At 72.6% G+C, this 16,348-nt stretch carries 17 protein-coding genes; 6 read left to right on the plus strand and 11 right to left on the minus strand.

All coding sequences use genetic code 11. The features are described from left to right. Nucleotides 1-15: 15 nt before the first annotated feature. Nucleotides 16-1,515, minus strand: a complete 1,500-nt coding sequence (locus SGUI_RS06495; protein ID WP_202816611.1) for a sugar transferase — start codon at nucleotides 1,513-1,515, stop codon at nucleotides 16-18. A gap of 250 nt (nucleotides 1,516-1,765) precedes the next feature. Between SGUI_RS06495 and SGUI_RS18265 the strand changes: the two genes are divergently transcribed. Continuing rightward, on the plus strand, nucleotides 1,766-2,167 hold the full coding sequence (locus SGUI_RS18265; protein WP_066637796.1) for a S24 family peptidase: 402 nt from the start codon (nucleotides 1,766-1,768) through the stop codon (nucleotides 2,165-2,167). Here SGUI_RS18265 and SGUI_RS18270 read toward each other — a convergent pair. From SGUI_RS18270 to SGUI_RS06520, 4 genes are read right to left on the minus strand one after another with little or no spacing between them, the layout of a single operon-like run. Then, complete coding sequence (locus tag SGUI_RS18270) at nucleotides 2,133-2,702, minus strand: arsenate reductase/protein-tyrosine-phosphatase family protein (protein ID WP_066637798.1); 570 nt, start codon at nucleotides 2,700-2,702, stop codon at nucleotides 2,133-2,135. The two genes, SGUI_RS18265 and SGUI_RS18270, sit on opposite strands and share 35 nt — an antisense overlap. Beyond that, nucleotides 2,699-3,196: a tRNA (adenosine(37)-N6)-threonylcarbamoyltransferase complex ATPase subunit type 1 TsaE gene (gene tsaE, locus SGUI_RS06510; RefSeq protein ID WP_066637807.1), complete on the minus strand. Its 498-nt coding sequence runs from the start codon at nucleotides 3,194-3,196 to the stop codon at nucleotides 2,699-2,701. The genes SGUI_RS18270 and tsaE overlap by 4 nt, the downstream gene beginning before the upstream one ends. Next, on the minus strand, nucleotides 3,193-4,359 hold the full coding sequence (gene alr / locus SGUI_RS06515) for an alanine racemase (RefSeq protein ID WP_066637809.1): 1,167 nt from the start codon (nucleotides 4,357-4,359) through the stop codon (nucleotides 3,193-3,195). Before alr ends, tsaE begins: the two co-directional genes overlap by 4 nt. After that, nucleotides 4,356-5,531 (minus strand): 3-isopropylmalate dehydrogenase, encoded by a 1,176-nt coding sequence (locus SGUI_RS06520; RefSeq protein ID WP_083190540.1) that lies wholly within the window; start codon nucleotides 5,529-5,531, stop codon nucleotides 4,356-4,358. The genes alr and SGUI_RS06520 overlap by 4 nt, the downstream gene beginning before the upstream one ends. A 43-nt stretch (nucleotides 5,532-5,574) precedes the next feature. Here SGUI_RS06520 and leuC point away from each other — a divergent pair, with 43 nt between their 5' ends. The 4 genes from leuC (at nucleotide 5,575) to leuA (ending at nucleotide 10,717) form a co-directional block, all read left to right on the plus strand. After that, nucleotides 5,575-7,011 (plus strand): 3-isopropylmalate dehydratase large subunit, encoded by a 1,437-nt coding sequence (gene leuC / locus SGUI_RS06525; protein WP_066637813.1) that lies wholly within the window; start codon nucleotides 5,575-5,577, stop codon nucleotides 7,009-7,011. After that, complete coding sequence (gene leuD / locus SGUI_RS06530; protein WP_066637815.1) at nucleotides 7,011-7,610, plus strand: 3-isopropylmalate dehydratase small subunit; 600 nt, start codon at nucleotides 7,011-7,013, stop codon at nucleotides 7,608-7,610. Before leuC ends, leuD begins: the two co-directional genes overlap by 1 nt. 211 nt (nucleotides 7,611-7,821) lie before the next feature. Then, nucleotides 7,822-8,838 carry a TerC/Alx family metal homeostasis membrane protein gene (locus SGUI_RS06535; protein WP_237141467.1) on the plus strand — a complete coding sequence of 339 codons (1,017 nt, stop codon included), beginning with the start codon at nucleotides 7,822-7,824 and terminating at the stop codon, nucleotides 8,836-8,838. Nucleotides 8,839-9,034: 196 nt separating this feature from the next. Continuing rightward, nucleotides 9,035-10,717 (plus strand): 2-isopropylmalate synthase, encoded by a 1,683-nt coding sequence (gene leuA / locus SGUI_RS06540; RefSeq protein WP_066642942.1) that lies wholly within the window; start codon nucleotides 9,035-9,037, stop codon nucleotides 10,715-10,717. Nucleotides 10,718-10,875: 158 nt separating this feature from the next. On the opposite strand, the gene SGUI_RS06545 is transcribed toward leuA, so the two are convergent. Genes SGUI_RS06545 through SGUI_RS06555 form a run of 3 tightly spaced genes read right to left on the minus strand, consistent with a single transcriptional unit; the run spans nucleotide 10,876 to nucleotide 12,107 of the window. Next, nucleotides 10,876-11,334, minus strand: a complete 459-nt coding sequence (locus tag SGUI_RS06545; RefSeq protein ID WP_066637818.1) for a VOC family protein — start codon at nucleotides 11,332-11,334, stop codon at nucleotides 10,876-10,878. 9 nt (nucleotides 11,335-11,343) lie between these two features. Further along, nucleotides 11,344-11,625, minus strand: a complete 282-nt coding sequence (locus SGUI_RS06550; RefSeq protein WP_066637821.1) for a hypothetical protein — start codon at nucleotides 11,623-11,625, stop codon at nucleotides 11,344-11,346. Further along, the gene (locus SGUI_RS06555; RefSeq protein ID WP_237141468.1) at nucleotides 11,622-12,107 is read right to left on the minus strand and encodes a superoxide dismutase; all 486 of its coding nucleotides are present in this window, start codon (nucleotides 12,105-12,107) and stop codon (nucleotides 11,622-11,624) included. Before SGUI_RS06555 ends, SGUI_RS06550 begins: the two co-directional genes overlap by 4 nt. A gap of 7 nt (nucleotides 12,108-12,114) precedes the next feature. Between SGUI_RS06555 and SGUI_RS06560 the strand changes: the two genes are divergently transcribed. Beyond that, a complete protein-coding gene (locus SGUI_RS06560; protein ID WP_083190542.1) occupies nucleotides 12,115-12,552 on the plus strand; it encodes a Fur family transcriptional regulator in 438 nt (145 codons plus the stop codon). On the opposite strand, the gene SGUI_RS06565 is transcribed toward SGUI_RS06560, so the two are convergent. Genes SGUI_RS06565 through glmS form a run of 3 tightly spaced genes read right to left on the minus strand, consistent with a single transcriptional unit; the run spans nucleotide 12,549 to nucleotide 16,317 of the window. Continuing rightward, the gene (locus tag SGUI_RS06565; RefSeq protein WP_066637823.1) at nucleotides 12,549-14,042 is read right to left on the minus strand and encodes a bifunctional ADP-dependent NAD(P)H-hydrate dehydratase/NAD(P)H-hydrate epimerase; all 1,494 of its coding nucleotides are present in this window, start codon (nucleotides 14,040-14,042) and stop codon (nucleotides 12,549-12,551) included. The two genes, SGUI_RS06560 and SGUI_RS06565, sit on opposite strands and share 4 nt — an antisense overlap. A gap of 1 nt (nucleotide 14,043) precedes the next feature. Beyond that, a complete protein-coding gene (locus SGUI_RS06570) occupies nucleotides 14,044-14,421 on the minus strand; it encodes a holo-ACP synthase (protein WP_066637825.1) in 378 nt (125 codons plus the stop codon). A gap of 36 nt (nucleotides 14,422-14,457) precedes the next feature. Next, on the minus strand, nucleotides 14,458-16,317 hold the full coding sequence (glmS, locus tag SGUI_RS06575) for a glutamine--fructose-6-phosphate transaminase (isomerizing) (RefSeq protein ID WP_066637827.1): 1,860 nt from the start codon (nucleotides 16,315-16,317) through the stop codon (nucleotides 14,458-14,460). Between the last annotated feature and the right edge of the window lie 31 nt (nucleotides 16,318-16,348).

Below are 16,348 nucleotides of genomic sequence, written 5' to 3' on the forward strand. Positions count from 1 at the left end.
CCGAGGCGGGCTCGCTCAGTAGGCGCCGCTCTCGGAGCCGAGCACGACCCGCGCGGTGCGCCACATGATCATGCCGTCGAGGAGGGGGCTCCAGTTCTCCACGTAGTAGAGGTCGAGGCGCACCGCCTCCTCCCAGGAGAGGTCGCTGCGGCCGCTGATCTGCCACAGGCCGGTCATGCCGGGCCGCACCAGCAGACGGCGGTGCGTGTCGCGGGCATACTCGGCCACCTCGCGCGGCAGCGGCGGACGGGGTCCGACCAGGCTCATCTCGCCGCGCAGCACGTTGAGCAGCTGGGGCAGCTCGTCCAGGGAGTAGCGCCGGATGAAGGCGCCCACGCGGGTGACCCGCGGGTCGCGCTGCATCTTGAACATCGGGCCGGCGCCCTCGTTGGAGTCCCTCAGCTCGGCGAGCCGGTCCTCGGCGTCCATGACCATGCTGCGGAACTTGAACATCGAGAAGCTGCGACCGTCCTGGCCGATGCGCTCCTGACGGAAGAGCACCGGGCCGCGGTCCTCGAGCTTGACCGCCAGCGCCACGGCGAGCATGACCGGCAGCAGGACCAGCGTGACCGCCAGGGCCATGAGCCGGTCCATGACGTTCTTGAGCACCCGCTCCGGCCCGACGAAGCGCGGGGCCTCGACGTGGATGAGCGGCAGGCCCTGCACCGGGCGGGTGAGCACCCGGGGGCCGGCGACGTCCATGATGCCGGGGGCCACGACGAGGTCGATGTCGGTCGACTCCAGCGCCCACCCGAGCTGGCGCAGCCCGGTGGTCCCGAGGCCGGCCGAGGAGGAGACCGCCACGACGTCCACGTGGTGGTCGAGGGCCTGGAGCAGCACGTCCGACTCCGGGCCGAGCACCGGCACGCCCTGCACCGTGCCCTCGGCGTCGTCGACGCAGGCGCCCAGGACGTTGTAGCCGGCGTCCGGGCTGCGGCGCAGCGCGGTGACGAGCCCGGCGACGTGGTTCGCGTCACCGACGAGGATGACGCGGTCGGACAGCTGGCCGCTCTTGCGACGGGCCACCAGCCAGCGCCGGGCGCCCCAGCGGCCGGCGAGCAGCATCAACGTCCCCAGCGGGAAGGCCAGGATCACGAAGCCACGGGCGATCTCGAGCCGGAAGGCGAAGCCGACGATGGCGACGGCGGCGAAGACCCAGGTGGAGGCGGCGAAGACCTGGCGGTACTCCTGCACCCCGTGGCCCACGGTGCGGCCGTCGTAGGCCCGCTGGACGTGGAGGGCGAGCACCCAGACGAGAACCAGGGTGAAGGCGATGTAGCCGTAGCCGATGCCGGAGACCCGCTGCATGGACTCGTCCAGCCCGAAGCGGGTCACGTAGGCGACCAGGACCGCCACGGTGATGAGCACGAGGTCGAGCACCTTGAGGGTGCTGAGGTAGGGCGCGAGGTAGCGCCGGGCACGGTGCGGCGTCCTGCGACCGCCGCTCGGTCGGTCGACCATCCCCTGGAGCGAGTCCGGGATGACGAAGGGGTAGCTGGCGTCGACGGTTCTCATCGACGTCCCCGACGCCTCACGTGCTGCGGTGCCTGCGATCACGGTCACGGCAATTCCCATCCTGTCCCTGCGGTATGCGGCCGATCCCCTATCAGCCTGACCTTACTGAATCTTTACCTAGCTCTCAGTAAAGCACCAACCCCCGACGGCGTCTACCCCACACGCAGAAAATGTCCGTTCCTTGGACATCTCGTGCTCATCCCATCGTCGACCCGATGTCACCCCTGGGTCGCTCGCTACCCTACCGCGTGTGAGTGACACGTGGGGACACCCCGGCGCGGTGGGGGTGGCGCGCGTGACCGGATCCTCGATGCTGCCGATCCTGGCGCCCGGTGACCGGCTGCTGGTCCGCCACGGCGGCCGGCCGCGTCCTGGCTCCGTCGTCGTGGTCCGACTGCCGCCGGACCACGCCGGCAGTCCCCGGCCCCTGGCGGTCAAGCGGCTGGCGGGCATCCGTCACGACGGAGCGCTCTGGGTGCTCTCCGACGGGCACGGCACCGACTCCCGCGAGCTGGGGCATCTCGAGCCGCAGGCCCTCGTCGCCGTCGCGCTGCTCCGGCTGCCCCGCCGGCGCCCGCGACGCTGGCCGCGGCTGCTGCGCCCGGACCCCTCCCGGCTCAGCGGGCGAGACCGCGGGCGAGGAGCGGCCTGAGCTCCACCACCTGGGCCCGGAGCCGGTCGTAGACCGCGTCCGGCTGCCGGTAGGGATCGACCAGACCTTCGCCGGCCGGGCGGGTCGCGGCGCCCCGGGCGGCCCGGGCCGCCGTGCACAGCTCGGCCAGAGCCGTGGCCGGCTCCTCCCACGTCGGGAGGTCCTCGTCCGGCACGGCCGCGACCAGCCCGGCGAACTCCTGCGCGGTGAAGGTCCGCCGCAGCGCACGGGGGTCCAGCTGGACGACCTGCGAGCGGTGCGTCGGCGTCGCGGCGAGGACGAGAGCGGCGTCGGACACCAGCTCGGCGGTGAGCCGCCGGGCCACGAACCCGGTCGGGTCGCCACCCAGCCCGACGAGGATCTCGGCCGACCGCTCGTCCATGGGCGCGCCGACGAGCGCCCCGGTCCCGGCGGAGCGGACGGCGACGCGTCCGGGTCCGTGCGCGCCGTCGACGTCGCGCTGGAGCATCCGCTCCAGCAGCGGGGAGCGGCAGACGTTGCCGGTGCATACCGTGAGGATCGTCGGTGCGCTCATCGCTCCTGCCCCACCTCGTCCAGTCCGTCGGCCCAGCGCTCCCCCACCCCGCGCAGCACCGCGACCCGCTCCTGCTCTTCCTCGTCCTCGCTCCGGGAGCGCTGCAGCAGCACCTCGAGCCGCTGCGCGGCCAGGCTCTCGGCCAGCCCCTCCCCCCACTCGACCACCGTCACCGACTCCTCCAGCGAGGCGTCCAGGTCGAGGTCGTCCAGCTCGGCTCCGCCGGAGAGCCGGTAGGCGTCCACGTGCACGAGGTCCGGGCCCCCGGTGAGGGACGGGTGGACCCGGGCGATGACGAAGGTCGGCGAGGTGATCGGCCCCCGCACGCCCAGGCCCTCGGCCAGCCCCTGGGTGAAGGTCGTCTTCCCGGCGCCGAGGTCGCCGGTGAGCACCACCAGGTCGCCCGCGCGGAGCACCGCGCCCAGCTCGCGCCCGAGGTCCCGGGTGTCCTGCGCCGTCGGCAGCGTCCACCGCCGTTCCTGCTCCGGGGTCATCCGGCGATCGCCCCGACGTGCTCCCGCGGCACCCGGGAACCCAGGCGGCTGACGATCTCGTAGCTGATGGTCCCCGCGGCGTCGGCCCACTCCTGCGCGGTGGGCTCCCCCTCGTCCCCCGGACCGAAGAGCACCACCTCCTCGCCGTCGTCGACGTCCAGGTCGCCGACGTCCACGACGAACTGGTCCATGCACACGCGGCCGGAGACGGAGAACCGTTGCCCGCGCACCTGGACCGGACCGGCGCCGGAGGCGTGACGGGGTATGCCGTCGGCATACCCGATCGGGACGTCGAGGACGGTGGTCTCGCGCGAGGGGGCGTAGGCGTGCCCGTAGGAGATCCCCTGGCCGGCGGGCAGCCGCTTGGCGAGCACGGAGCGCGCGACGACCCGCATCGCCGGCCGGAGCCCGAAGTCCTGCGCCGAGACCACCTCGGGCACCGGCGTCAGCCCGTAGACGGCGAGGCCGGGGCGCACCATGTCCCAGGCCGCTTCAGGGGTGGTCAGGGTCGCCGCGGAGTTGCTCAGGTGCCGGACCTCGAGGCGCAGCCCCGCCTCCTCCGCCACGGCGACGGCCCGGGCGAAGGTCTCCTGCTGCCCCCGGACGGTGGGGTGGGAGGGCGCGTCGGCGTGCGCGAAGTGGCTGAAGACCCCGCGCACGCGCAGCACGCCCTCGGCCTGCAGCGCGGCGGCGTGCGCCACGAGGTCGGACCAGTCCGTGTCCGGGCCCGACCGGAGCGGCAGGGCATACGCGCCGTTGCGCCCCAGGCCGGTGTCGGCCTTCAGCTGGACGACGGCCACCCGGTCCTGCTCCCGGGCCGCCGCCGCCAGGGCGTCCAGCGTCCAGCGGGCCGAGGCGGCGACCTCCACACCCTCGCGGACCAACGGCCCCAGGTCCCTCCCCGGCGCGGTGAGCCAGCACAGCAGCGGGGCGTCCACCCCCGCGGCGCGCAGCGCGAGCGCCTCCGTCGGCTGCGCCACCCCGAGCGCCACCGCGCCCCCGGCGAGCGCCGCCCGGGCGCTCGGGACCAGCCCGTGACCATAGGCGTCGGCCTTGACGACGGCCATGACCTCCGCCGAGCCAGCGCGCTCCCGCAGGACCCCCACGTTGTGCGCGATGGCGTCCAGGTCGACGGTCGCCCGGGCGGGGTAGAGGTCGTTCACGCAGTCCTCACCCGGGCCAGCTGGCCCATGAGGCTCCCCGGGACCGGGCTCGTGCTCCCCTCGGCGACCGCTGCGGCGATCCGCGCACCGAGCTCTCCGGTGCTCGCGCCCATCGCCTCCCCGGCCAGCGCCGGCAGCTGCCCCAGCACGGCGGCGGTGGCGCCCTCCACCGTGGCGGCCGCCTCGCCCTCGCCGAGCTCGCCCAGCAGGAGCGCGAGCGAGAGGCAGGCGCCCGCCGGGTTGGCCCAGCCCCGACCGGCGATGTCCGGCGCCGACCCGTGGATGGGCTCGAACATGCTCGTGCCGGTCCCCTCCAGGTTGAGGTTGCCGCTGGCGGCGACCCCCAGGCCGCCCTGCACGACCGCACCCAGGTCGGTGACGATGTCGCCGAAGAGGTTGTCGGTGACGACGACGTCGAAGCGCTCGGGGCTCACCGGCAGGTGCATGCACATCGCGTCGACGTGGACGTAGTCGGTCTCCACGTCGGGGAAGCGCTGCCCGACCTCCTCCATGACGTCGAGCCACAGCGACCCGGCCTCGACCAGCACGTTGGTCTTGTGGCACAGCGTGAGCCGCCCGCGCCGCACGGAGGCCAGCCGGTAGGCGAACTCGACGGCGCGCTCGACGGCATACCAGGTGTTGACCGACTCCTGCACCGCGGTGCGGGCCGGGGTGCCGCGGTGCACGGTGCTGCCCTGCGCGACGTAGGCGCCCTCGGTGTTCTCCCGCACGATGACCAGGTCGCAGCGCTGCGGCTCCAGACCGGCGATCGGGGTCGGGACGCCGGGGTAGAGCCGGACCGGGCGCAGGTTGACCGCCTGCCGCATGGCTCCGCGCAGCGCGAGGATGATGCCCCGCTCGAGGATGCCCGGACGCACCTTCGGGCTGCCGATCGCGCCGAAGAGGATGGCGTCGTGCTCGCGCAGCTGCGCGACGGTGTCCTCGGTGAGCAGCTCGCCGGTCTCGAGGTAGTGCTCGGCGCCCAGGGGGACGACGGTGCGCTCGGTCGTGAAACCGAAGCGCTGCTGCGCGGCGTCGAGGACCTCCAGAGCGGCGTCGGTCACCTCCGGGCCGACACCGTCTCCCGGCAGGACGGCGAGGGAATGGGAGCGGGTGGGCACAGACGACCTCCGTGACGTCACGTCAACGACTGGGATTACAGTTGGGGGCATTGTCTCTCACCCGCCGCCACGGCGACATGGAAGGGGTCGAACCGTGTCCGAACGAAGTGGACTGACCCTGGCCGAGAAGCTCTGGGCGCAGCACGTCGTGCGCTCCGTCGAGGGCGAGCCCGACCTGCTCTACATCGATCTGCACCTCGTGCACGAGGTCACCAGCCCGCAGGCCTTCGACGGTCTCCGCGAGCAGGGACGGCCGGTCCGCCGCCCCGACCTCACGCTCGCCACCGAGGACCACAACGTCCCGACGACGCTCGGCCCGGTGACCGACCTCACCTCCCGGACCCAGCTCGAGGCGCTCAAGGCCAACTGCGCGGAGTTCGGCATCGTGCACCACGAGCGGGGCCGCCTGGGCCAGGGCATCGTGCACGTCATCGGCCCCGAGCTGGGGCTGACCCAGCCCGGCATGACCATCGTCTGCGGCGACAGCCACACCTCGACGCACGGCGCCTTCGGCGCGCTCGCGTTCGGCATCGGCACCTCGGAGGTCGAGCACGTGCTCGCCACGCAGACGCTGCCGCTGCGCCCGTTCCGCACCATGGCGATCACCGTGGAGGGCACGCTGCCCGAGGGGGTGGGCGCCAAGGACATCATCCTGGCGGTCATCAACCGGATCGGCACCGGCGGCGGGCAGGGCTACGTGCTGGAGTACCGCGGCCCCGCCATCGAGGCGCTCTCGATGGAGGGCCGGATGACGATCTGCAACATGTCGATCGAGGCCGGGGCCCGCGCCGGCATGGTGGCGCCGGACCAGACGACCTTCGACTACGTCCAGGGCCGTCCGCACGCCCCGACCGGCGCGGACTGGGACGCCGCGGTGGAGGCGTGGCGCGAGCTGCGCACCGACGACGACGCCGTCTTCGACGCCGAGATCGTCATCGACGGCAGCAGCCTGACGCCCTACGTCACCTGGGGGACCAACCCGGCCCAGTCGGTGCAGCTCGGGCAGGCGGTCCCCGACCCGGCGGACGCCGGTGACGACGACGCCCAGGACGCCGCCCGGCGGGCCCTGGACTACATGGGCCTGGAGGCCGGCACGCCCATGCGGGAGATCGCGGTGGACGCGGTCTTCCTCGGCTCGTGCACCAACGGGCGGATCGAGGACCTGCGCCTCGCCGCCGACGTCCTCCGCGGGCGCGAGGTCGCCCCCGGCGTCCGGATGCTCGTCGTGCCGGGCTCGCACGCCGTGCGGCAGCAGGCCGAGGCCGAGGGCCTGGACCAGGTCTTCACCGGGGCCGGCGCCGAGTGGCGGCTCGCCGGGTGCTCGATGTGCCTGGGCATGAACCCCGACCAGCTCTCCCCCGAGGAGCGCTGCGCCTCGACCTCCAACCGCAACTTCGAGGGGCGGCAGGGAGCGCGCGGACGCACCCACCTGGTCTCCCCGGCGGTCGCCGCGGCCACCGCGGTCCGTGGCACCCTGTCGAGCCCGGCTGACCTCGCCCCCGCCGACGCGACCCAGGAGGTGCTGGTCTGATGGAGCCCTTCACCACGCATACCGGGATCGGCGTGCCGCTGCGGCGCTCCAACGTCGACACCGACCAGATCATCCCCGCCCAGTGGCTCAAGCGGGTCTCCCGCACGGGTTTCGAGGAAGGCCTCTTCTCCCGGTGGCGCGAGGACCCGGGCTTCGTGCTCAACACCGAGCCGTATGCCCGTGGCTCGGTGCTCGTCGCCGGCCCGGACTTCGGCACCGGGTCCAGCCGGGAGCACGCCGTGTGGGCGCTGCAGCAGTACGGCTTCCGGGTGGTGCTCTCCAGCAAGTTCGCCGACATCTTCCGCGGCAACTCCGGCAAGCAGGGCCTGCTCACGGCGCAGCTGGACCAGGGCGACGTCGAGCTCATCTGGAAGCAGCTCGAGGCCGAGCCCGGCACCGAGATCACCGTCGACCTGCCCGGCCGCGGCGTCGTGTGCGGCGACATCACCGCGACCTTCCAGGTGGACGACTACGTCGCGTGGCGCCTGGAGAACGGCCTCGACGACATCTCGCTCACCCTCCAGCACGACGAGGACATCAGCGCCTTCGAGCGGGACCGCCCGACGTGGAAGCCGGGCGTCACCTCGGCCGTCGGCTGAGCCGCCCTCGGCTGAGCCGTCGTCGACCACGCGCGGACCCGGCGCCGTTTTGACACCCCGCCGCCGACGTCCATACCCTTGTCGACATTGAGGGGAGTATTTCCCAAACGTCGCGTCGGTCACTACGCGGGACCCATGTCCCGCTCGGCGCGCGCCCTGGCGTCAGGGTGAAAGAGACCTCGATCCGCATGTCGTGATCGAGAGGACCCCTGTGTCGCCCTTGCCCCTTGCCCCCGCCGAAAGCACCTCGGCCACCAGCGTCGCCGACCCCCTGCTGTGGGTGCTGACGCTCGGCGGCGTGGTGCTCCTGCTGGCCTTCGACATGGTCCTCACCCGGCGGCCGCACGCGGTCTCGATGAAGGAGGCCCTCGCGTGGTCGGCGTTCTACATCGCGCTGCCGCTGCTGTTCGGGCTGTGGATCTGGCAGCAGTTCGGCAGCCAGACCGGGCTGGAGTACTACACCGGCTACCTCGTCGAGAAGTCGTTGTCGGTGGACAACCTCTTCGTCTTCATCCTCATCCTCACCGCCTTCGCCGTGCCCCGCGAGCTGCAGCAGCGGGTGCTGCTCATCGGGATCATCGGCGCGCTGGTGCTCCGCGGCGTCTTCATCGCCCTGGGCGCCGCGCTCATCGCCAACTTCGCGATCACCTTCCTCCTCTTCGGCCTCATCCTGCTGGCGACCGCGTGGAAGGTCCTCAAGGACGCCCGTGACGACAGCCACGTCGAGGTGGCCAACCTGCCGGCCGTGCGCCTCACCCGCCGCTTCTTCGCCGTCACCGACGACTACCGCGGCACCCGCTTCACGGTCCGGGAGGGCGGGCGCCGGGCACTCACCCCCTTCGCGCTGGTGGCCCTGGCGATCCTCGGGACCGACGTCGTCTTCGCCGTCGACTCCGTCCCCGCGGTCTACGGCATCACCGGCGACCCCTACCTCGTCTTCGTCACCAACGCCTTCGCGCTGCTGGGGCTGCGGGCCCTCTACTTCGTCCTCGAGGGCGCCCTGGGTCAGCTGCGCCACCTCGGCTACGGCCTGTCCCTCATCCTCGCCTTCATCGGGGTCAAGCTGGTGCTGCACTGGGCGCACGGCGTCTGGGAGGGCGTCCCCACCGTGCCCACGCTGGCCTCCTTGCTGGTGATCGTCGGCATCCTCGCGATGACCGTGCTCACCAGCCTGGTCGCCGAGCGACGCGACGCCCGGTCCCGGATTGACGCGGCGTCATCGTCATGAGCTAGAGTTCGGGGCGATGACGCACCTGCTCCTCCTCGGTTGCCGCAGCGAGACCTCCTAGGTCCGGCCCTCGCTGCGGAGTCGCTGCTGCCACGGACACCATCCCACCAGCCCCCAGCGAGGAGATCCTCTCGTGAGCGTCATCACCCCCCACGGCACCGCGGTGCACTACCCGAACCCCCAGCAGCCCAGCGGTATGCCGGTGGACCGCTACGCGCCCTTCCCCGCCGTCGACCTGCCGGACCGGACCTGGCCGGGCCGGACCATCACCGAGGCCCCCCGGTGGTGCGCGGTCGACCTGCGCGACGGCAACCAGGCCCTCATCGACCCCATGACCCCGGACCGCAAGCGGCGGATGTTCGAGCTGCTCGTGCGGATGGGCTACAAGGAGATCGAGGTCGGCTTCCCCGCCGCCAGCCAGACCGACTTCGACTTCGTCCGCATGCTCGTCGAGGAGGACCTCATCCCCGACGACGTCGTCATCCAGGTGCTGACCCAGGCGCGCGAGCACCTCATCGAGCGCACCTACGAGGCCATCTCGGGAGCGAAGCAGGCCATCGTCCACCTCTACAACTCGACCTCGACCCTGCAGCGGCGGGTCGTCTTCGGCGCGAGCGAGGACGAGATCGTCGACATCGCGGTCCGCGGCGCCCGCGCGTGCAAGAAGTACGAGGAGCAGCTGCCCCCCGGCACCGAGGTCTTCTACGAGTACTCCCCCGAGTCCTACACCGGCACCGAGCTGGAGTTCGCCGCCCGCATCTGCAACGCGGTGATGGAGGTCTTCGTCCCCACCCCGGAGGCGCCGGTCATCATCAACCTGCCGGCCACGGTGGAGATGGCCACGCCCAACGTGTATGCCGACTCGATCGAGTGGATGGGCCGTCACCTGAACCACCGGGAGCACGTCATCCTGTCGCTGCACCCGCACAACGACCGCGGCACCGGGGTGGCCGCGGCCGAGCTGGGCTACCTCGCCGGGGCGGACCGGATCGAGGGCTGCCTCTTCGGCAACGGCGAGCGCACCGGCAACGTCTGCCTGGTGACCCTGGGCATGAACCTCTTCAGCCAGGGCGTCGACCCGATGATCGACTTCTCCGACATCGACGACATCCGGCGCACCGTCGAGCACTGCAACCAGCTCCCGGTGCCCGAGCGGCACCCCTACGGCGGCGACCTCGTCTTCACCGCCTTCTCCGGCAGCCACCAGGACGCCATCAAGAAGGGGCTGGAGGCGCTGGAGCGGGACGCCTCCGCCGCGGGTTCGGCGGTGGACGACGTCCGGTGGGAGGTGCCCTACCTGCCGGTCGACCCCAAGGACATCGGCCGTACCTACGAGGCCGTCATCCGGGTCAACAGCCAGTCCGGCAAGGGCGGCGTGGCCTACGTCATGAAGACCGAGCGCAAGCTCGACCTGCCCCGTCGCCTGCAGATCGAGTTCAGCCAGGCGGTGCAGCGGCATACCGACACCGCGGGCGGGGAGATGACCCCCACCCAGATCTGGGAGTCGTTCCAGCACGAGTACCTCGAGCAGGGCGGCCCGGTCGTCCTGCAGGACTTCACCAGCTCGCACGTCGAGGGTGACGTCGACGACGTCCGGATGGAGGCCAACCTCACCGTCGACGGCCAGGAGCGGCGGATCACCGGCCGCGGCAACGGCCCGATCTCGGCCTTCGTCGACGGGCTCAACGGGCTCGGCATCGACATCCGGGTGCTGGACTATGCCGAGCACGCCCTCTCCGCGGGCCAGGACGCCCTCGCCGCCGCCTACGTCGAGTGCGCCGTCGGGGGTCAGGTCAGGTGGGGCGTGGGGATCAACTCCTCGACGGTCCGTGCCTCCCTGCACGCCGTCTGCAGCGCCCTCAACCGCCCGCAGACCTGACCCGCTCGAATTCGACCTCTGGTTTGCGCGCCATGGCGCACAAACCAGAGGTCGAATTCCGGTGGTGGCGCCGGATCGCCCCGCCGCGTCCGTCCAGCCTTGTCCGTCCAGCCGGGTCCGTCCAGCCGTGTCAGCTCAGCCGGGTCAGCTCAGCCGCGTCAGCCCCGGCCGTCGCCGAGGACGGTCCGGCCGTCCTCGGTGACCGTCCAGAAGGGGTTGTGCGCGATCTCCCAGACGTGCCCGTCCGGGTCGGTGAAGACGCCCGAGTAGCCGCCCCAAAAGCGGGTGCTGGGGGCGCGCAGCACCTCGGCGCCCGCCGCCTCGGCGTCCTTCATCTGGTCGTCGACGTCCGCGGTCGTGGGCAGGTTGACCCCGAGCACCTTGCCTCCCCAGGCGTCGCCGCTCCCGGGGGTGTCGTCGGTGTCGGAGTCGATGTCGATCCCCGAGTCGACGGCGAGCGCGGCCCGCTCCCAGAGGGCGACGACCATGCCGCCGGCCTGGAAGAAGGCGATGTGCTCGGGCGAGGGCCCGGGCGTCCAGCCCAGGGCCTGGTAGAACGATCGGGCACGCTCGAGGTCGCTCACACCCAGGGTCACGAGGGACAGACGCTGATCCATACGGTCAACCTAGCAAGCAGGTCGGCCCGACCCTCCTCCGGCAACCGCGCTCTCCAGGTCGACCGTGAGGCGACGGACGCACTGCTGGTAGTCCTCCCCGGTCAGGTGGCTGAGCAGCCCGACGTCGACGTCGGCCAGCAGCATCGCGCCGCCGGCGAGGGCCTTCGCGTCGGTCTCCCGGAGCAGCAGGGCGAGATCCTCCTCGGCCTCCTGCCCGCGGCGGCGTGCCGCCAGCAGTCCCGCCACCTGCTGCGCGTCGTGGACCAGGGGAAGGAGGTCGCGCTCGGTCATGGCGTGATGAGGCCCGCCGTGCTCGTGCGCGCCGCGTCGAACCTGCGCTGCACGTCGGCCCAGTCCACGACGTTCCACCAGGCCTGCACGTAGTCCGCCTTGACGTTGCGGTACTGCAGGTAGAAGGCGTGCTCCCACATGTCGAGCATGAGCAGCGGGACCATGCCCATCGCCAGGTTGCCCTGCTGGTCGTAGAGCTGGACCAGGACCAACCGCTGGCCGAGGCTGTCCCACGCCAGGATGGACCACCCCGAGCCCTGGATGGACGTCGCCGTCGCGGTGAACTGCCCGCGGAAGGCGTCGAAGGAGCCGAAGGCGTCGTCGATGGCGGCGGCGATCTCGCCCTCGGGCTTGTCGCCGCCGTCCGGCGAGAGGTTCTGCCAGAAGACCGAGTGGTTGACGTGCCCGCCGAGGTCGAAGGCGAGGTTCTTGGCGAGCAGGCCGAATGACTCGCATCTGGCGACCGGAGGCGTCGGGCACACTGGGGGTATGCGCGAGGAGGAGCTGGTGGACCGGGCCCGCACCATGGTGCGCGGCGGCGGCGGCCGCCTCACCCGGCCGCGCGAGCAGATCCTGCGCACCCTGGCCCGGCTCGGCGGTCACCCGACGGCCGGTCAGATCCATGCGGCGCTGGGCGAGGAGGACGCACCGCACCTCTCGACGACGTACCGGACCCTGGAGAGCCTGTGCGCCGTCGGCGTGCTGAGCCACGTCCACGTCGACCACGGCGAGCCCACCTTCCACTTCTCGGCGGCGGTGTCCGGTCGCCCGCACGTCCATGCGGCGTGCTCCGGCTGCGGCAGCGTCGTCGACCTGCCGACCGAGGTCGTGGCGCCGGTCGCGGACTACCTGCGCGACAACGGCTACGAGCCGCACCTCGGGCATACCGCGCTGTCGGTCACCTGCCCGGAGTGCGCGCGGGACTAGCCGGTCAGCAGCGCGGCGACGGCGGGCCCGACCGCACGGGCGACCGAGAGGGCGCGGACCGGGCCACCGGGGTTGGCCCGGTGCGCCGCGAAGCCGTGCACGAGAGCGGCGAGCGCCCCGGCGTCCCGCGGCTCCACCCCCGCCGCCATGAGGGCCCCGCACAGCCCGGCGAGGACGTCGCCCGAGCCCGCGGTCGCCAGCCAGTGCGGTCCGTCCGCCTGGGTGCGCACCGGCACCCGGGGGTCGGGGTCGGCGATGACGGTCACGGCTCCCTTGAGCAGCACGACGGCACCGGTCGAGCGCGCGGCGCGCCGGGCGTGCCGGACCGGGTCGGCCTCGACGTCCTCGCGCGAGACCTCCTCCTCGCGCAGCTCGCTGAGCAGGCTGGCGAGCTCGCCGGCGTGCGGGGTCAGCAGCGTCGGCGCCTCGCAGCGCAGGTGCCCGGTGCGCTGCCAGTGGCCGAGCAGCTGCAGCGCGCCGGCGTCGACCACGAGCGGGACCTCGCTGGCCAGCGCCTGGCGGAACCACTGGATCTGCCGCCGGTCGGAGGTCTCCCCGTCGGTGACCGGCACGCCCGAGCCCATGACCATCGCCTGGATCCGGCCACGGCCGGGGACCACCTCGGGGCAGGCGGCCAGGACGAGGCCCTCCGGACGCTCCGGCCCGAGGTAGCGCACCATCCCCACCCCGGCCTCGAGCGCCGAGGTCGTGCAGAGCACCGCGGCCCCGGGGAACTCCTCGCTGCCGGCGATGACGCCGAGCACCCCGCGCCGGTACTTGTCGTCGCCCGCCGCGGGGACCGGCCACAGGCCCGCGACGTCTGCGTGCTCCACCCGCTCGACCACCGGCGCGACCCCCACCTCGAGCCCGATGTCGACCAGCGTCACCTCGCCGACCACCGGCGCTGTCGCCGGCAGCAGGTGGACCGGCTTGCGCACCCCGAAGGTCACCGTCTCGTCGGCGACCACGCAGTGCTCCGGGGCGGCGACCCCGTCGGGGTCGGCGCCGCTGGGCAGGTCGACGGCGATGACGTATGCCGTCCCCGGCACCGTCTCGGCGGCGGCCCGCATCATGCCGCTCAGCCCCGGACGCCCCCCGATGCCGAGCATGCCGTCGACGACGACCTCCGCAGCGTCGATCAGATCGCGCACCGCCGCCGGCAGCTCCTCGCCGTCGGGGTCCGTCCCGTGGACGGTCACCCCGGCCGAGCGCGCCGCCTCCTCGCCGCCGGCGTGCAGCTGCGGCGCGAGCGCCACGACCTCCACGTCGTGCTCCCCGGCGAGCACCGCGCCCGCGTGCAGGGCGTCCCCGCCGTTGCTGCCCGGCCCGGCCAGGACCACGACGCGACGGACCTGCCGCTGCCGCGCGCGCTCCGCCACCACGTCGGCGAGCCCCCGCGAGGCGCGGCGCATCAGCTCGCCGTCGGGCGTCTCCTCCAGCAGCCGGGCCTCGGCCTCGCGGACGTCGGACACGGCATACGCCTGGAGCATGTCAGCCTCCTGTGGGGGTCGGGACGGGGTCGGCCTCGGCGATGACCACGGCCGAGGCGACGCCGGCGTCGTGCGAGAGGGAGACGTGCAGCCGGGCGACCCCCAGCTGGTCCGCGCGGGCCCGGACCGTCCCCTGCATGCGCAGGTGCGGCCGGCCGGCCTCGTCGCGCTCGACCCAGGCATCGGTCCAGCGCAGCCCGACGGGGGCACCGAGGGCCTTGGCCAGCGCCTCCTTGGCGGCGAAGCGGGCCGCCATCGACTCCGGCCGCAGGCCCAGCTCCTCGGCCGTGAAGAGCCGCTCACCGAGGCGGGCGTTGGCCTCCATCCGGGCCGCGAAGCGCGCGATGTCCACGACGTCGATCCCGACGCCGACGATCACCGGTCACCGCCGGTCCGCACGCCCACGGCCCGCTGCCTACTCGACGGTGACCGACTTGGCCAGGTTGCGCGGCTGGTCGACGTCGAGCCCCTTGGCGGTCGACAGGTGCAGGGCGAAGACCTGCAGCGGGACGACCGTGAGCAGCGGGGCCAGCAGCGGCGAGGTCCGGGGCACCCGGATCACCTCGTCGGCGAAGGGCACGACGTCCTCGTCGCCCTCCTCGGCGATGACCAGGGTGCGGGCGCCACGCGCCCGGATCTCCTGGATGTTGGAGACGACCTTGCCGTGCAGCCCGTGCTCGCTGTCCGGCGAGGGGACGACGACGAAGACCGGCTGGCCGGGCTCGATGAGGGCGATCGGCCCGTGCTTGAGCTCGCCGGCGGCGAAGCCCTCGGCGTGGATGTAGGCGAGCTCCTTGAGCTTGAGCGCGCCCTCCATGGCGATGGGGTAGCCGACGTGGCGGCCGAGGAAGAGCACCGAGCGGGAGTCGGCCATGAAGTAGGCGATCTCCTCGACCCGGTCCATGGTGCCCAGCAGCTGCTCGATCTTGTCCGGTATGCCCTGCAGCTCGGCCATGATCTCGGCGGCGCTGCGGCCGTAGGACTCGCCCCGCAGCGAGGTGAGGAAGAGCCCGAGCACGTAGGAGGCGGTGATCTGCGCCAGGAAGGCCTTCGTCGAGGCGACGGCGATCTCCGGCCCGGCGTGGGTGTAGAGGACGGCGTCGGACTCCCGCGGGATCGTCGACCCGTGGGTGTTGCAGATCGAGACCGTCTTGGCGCCCAGCTCCTTGGCGTGACGCACCGCCATGAGGGTGTCCATGGTCTCCCCGGACTGCGAGATGGAGACCACGAGCGTGCGGCCGTCGATGACCGGGTCGCGGTAGCGGAACTCGTGGGCGAGCTCGACCTCGACCGGCAGGCGCGTCCACCGCTCGATGGCGTACTTCGCGACCATGCCGGCGTAGGACGCCGTGCCGCAGGCCACGATGACGATCTTGTCCACCGCCCGCAGCTCCTCGACGGGGATGTGCAGCTCGTCCAGGACGAGGTTGCCCTCGGCGTCGGTCCGCCCGAGGAGGGTGTCGGCGACGGCGTGCGGCTGCTCGTGGATCTCCTTCTCCATGAAGGTGTCGTAGCCGCCCTTCTCCGCGGCGGCGGCGTCCCAGGTGACCTCGTAGGCCTTGCCCTCGCTGGGCGAGCCGTCGAAGTTGATCACCGAGCAGGAGTCCGGGGTGATGGTGACGATCTGGTCCTGGCCCAGCTCCAGCGCCTGCCGGGTATGCCCGATGAAGGCCGCGACGTCCGAGCCCAGGTAGTTCTCGCCCTCCCCGAGCCCGACGACCAGCGGGCTGTTGCGGCGGGCCCCGACGACGACGTCCGGCTGGTCGGCGTGGACCGCGAGCAGGGTGAAGGCACCCTCCAGCGTGCCGACGACCTCGCGCATCGCCTCGGTGAGGTCCCCGGAGCCGGCGAAGGCGCGCTCGAGCAGGTGGGCCACGACCTCGGTGTCGGTCTCGGAGCTGAACTCGACCCCGTCGGCCAGCAGCGACTGCTTGAGCGCGTGGAAGTTCTCGATGATGCCGTTGTGGACGAGCGCGAGCTTGCCGCCGGAGCCACCCCGGTGCGGATGGGCGTTGGCGTCGGTCGGACCGCCGTGGGTGGCCCACCGGGTGTGCCCGATCGCGGTGGCCGTCTCCGGGAGCGGGGCCTCGCTCAGGGCCTGGCTGAGGTTGGTCAGCTTGCCGGCCCGCTTGCGGGTCCCGACCCCGCCCTGCTCGACCACGGCCACCCCGGCCGAGTCGTAGCCGCGGTACTCCAGCCGTCCCAGCCCCTCCATGACGACGTCGAGGGCCTTCTCGCTGGTCCGAGGACCGACATATCCGACGATTCCGCACATGGGCGCAAGCCTACGTGGCCCGCACCCCGGG

It is taken from the genome of Serinicoccus hydrothermalis, assembly GCF_001685415.1.
Taxonomy (GTDB): Bacteria; Actinomycetota; Actinomycetes; order Actinomycetales; family Dermatophilaceae; genus Ornithinicoccus; species Ornithinicoccus hydrothermalis.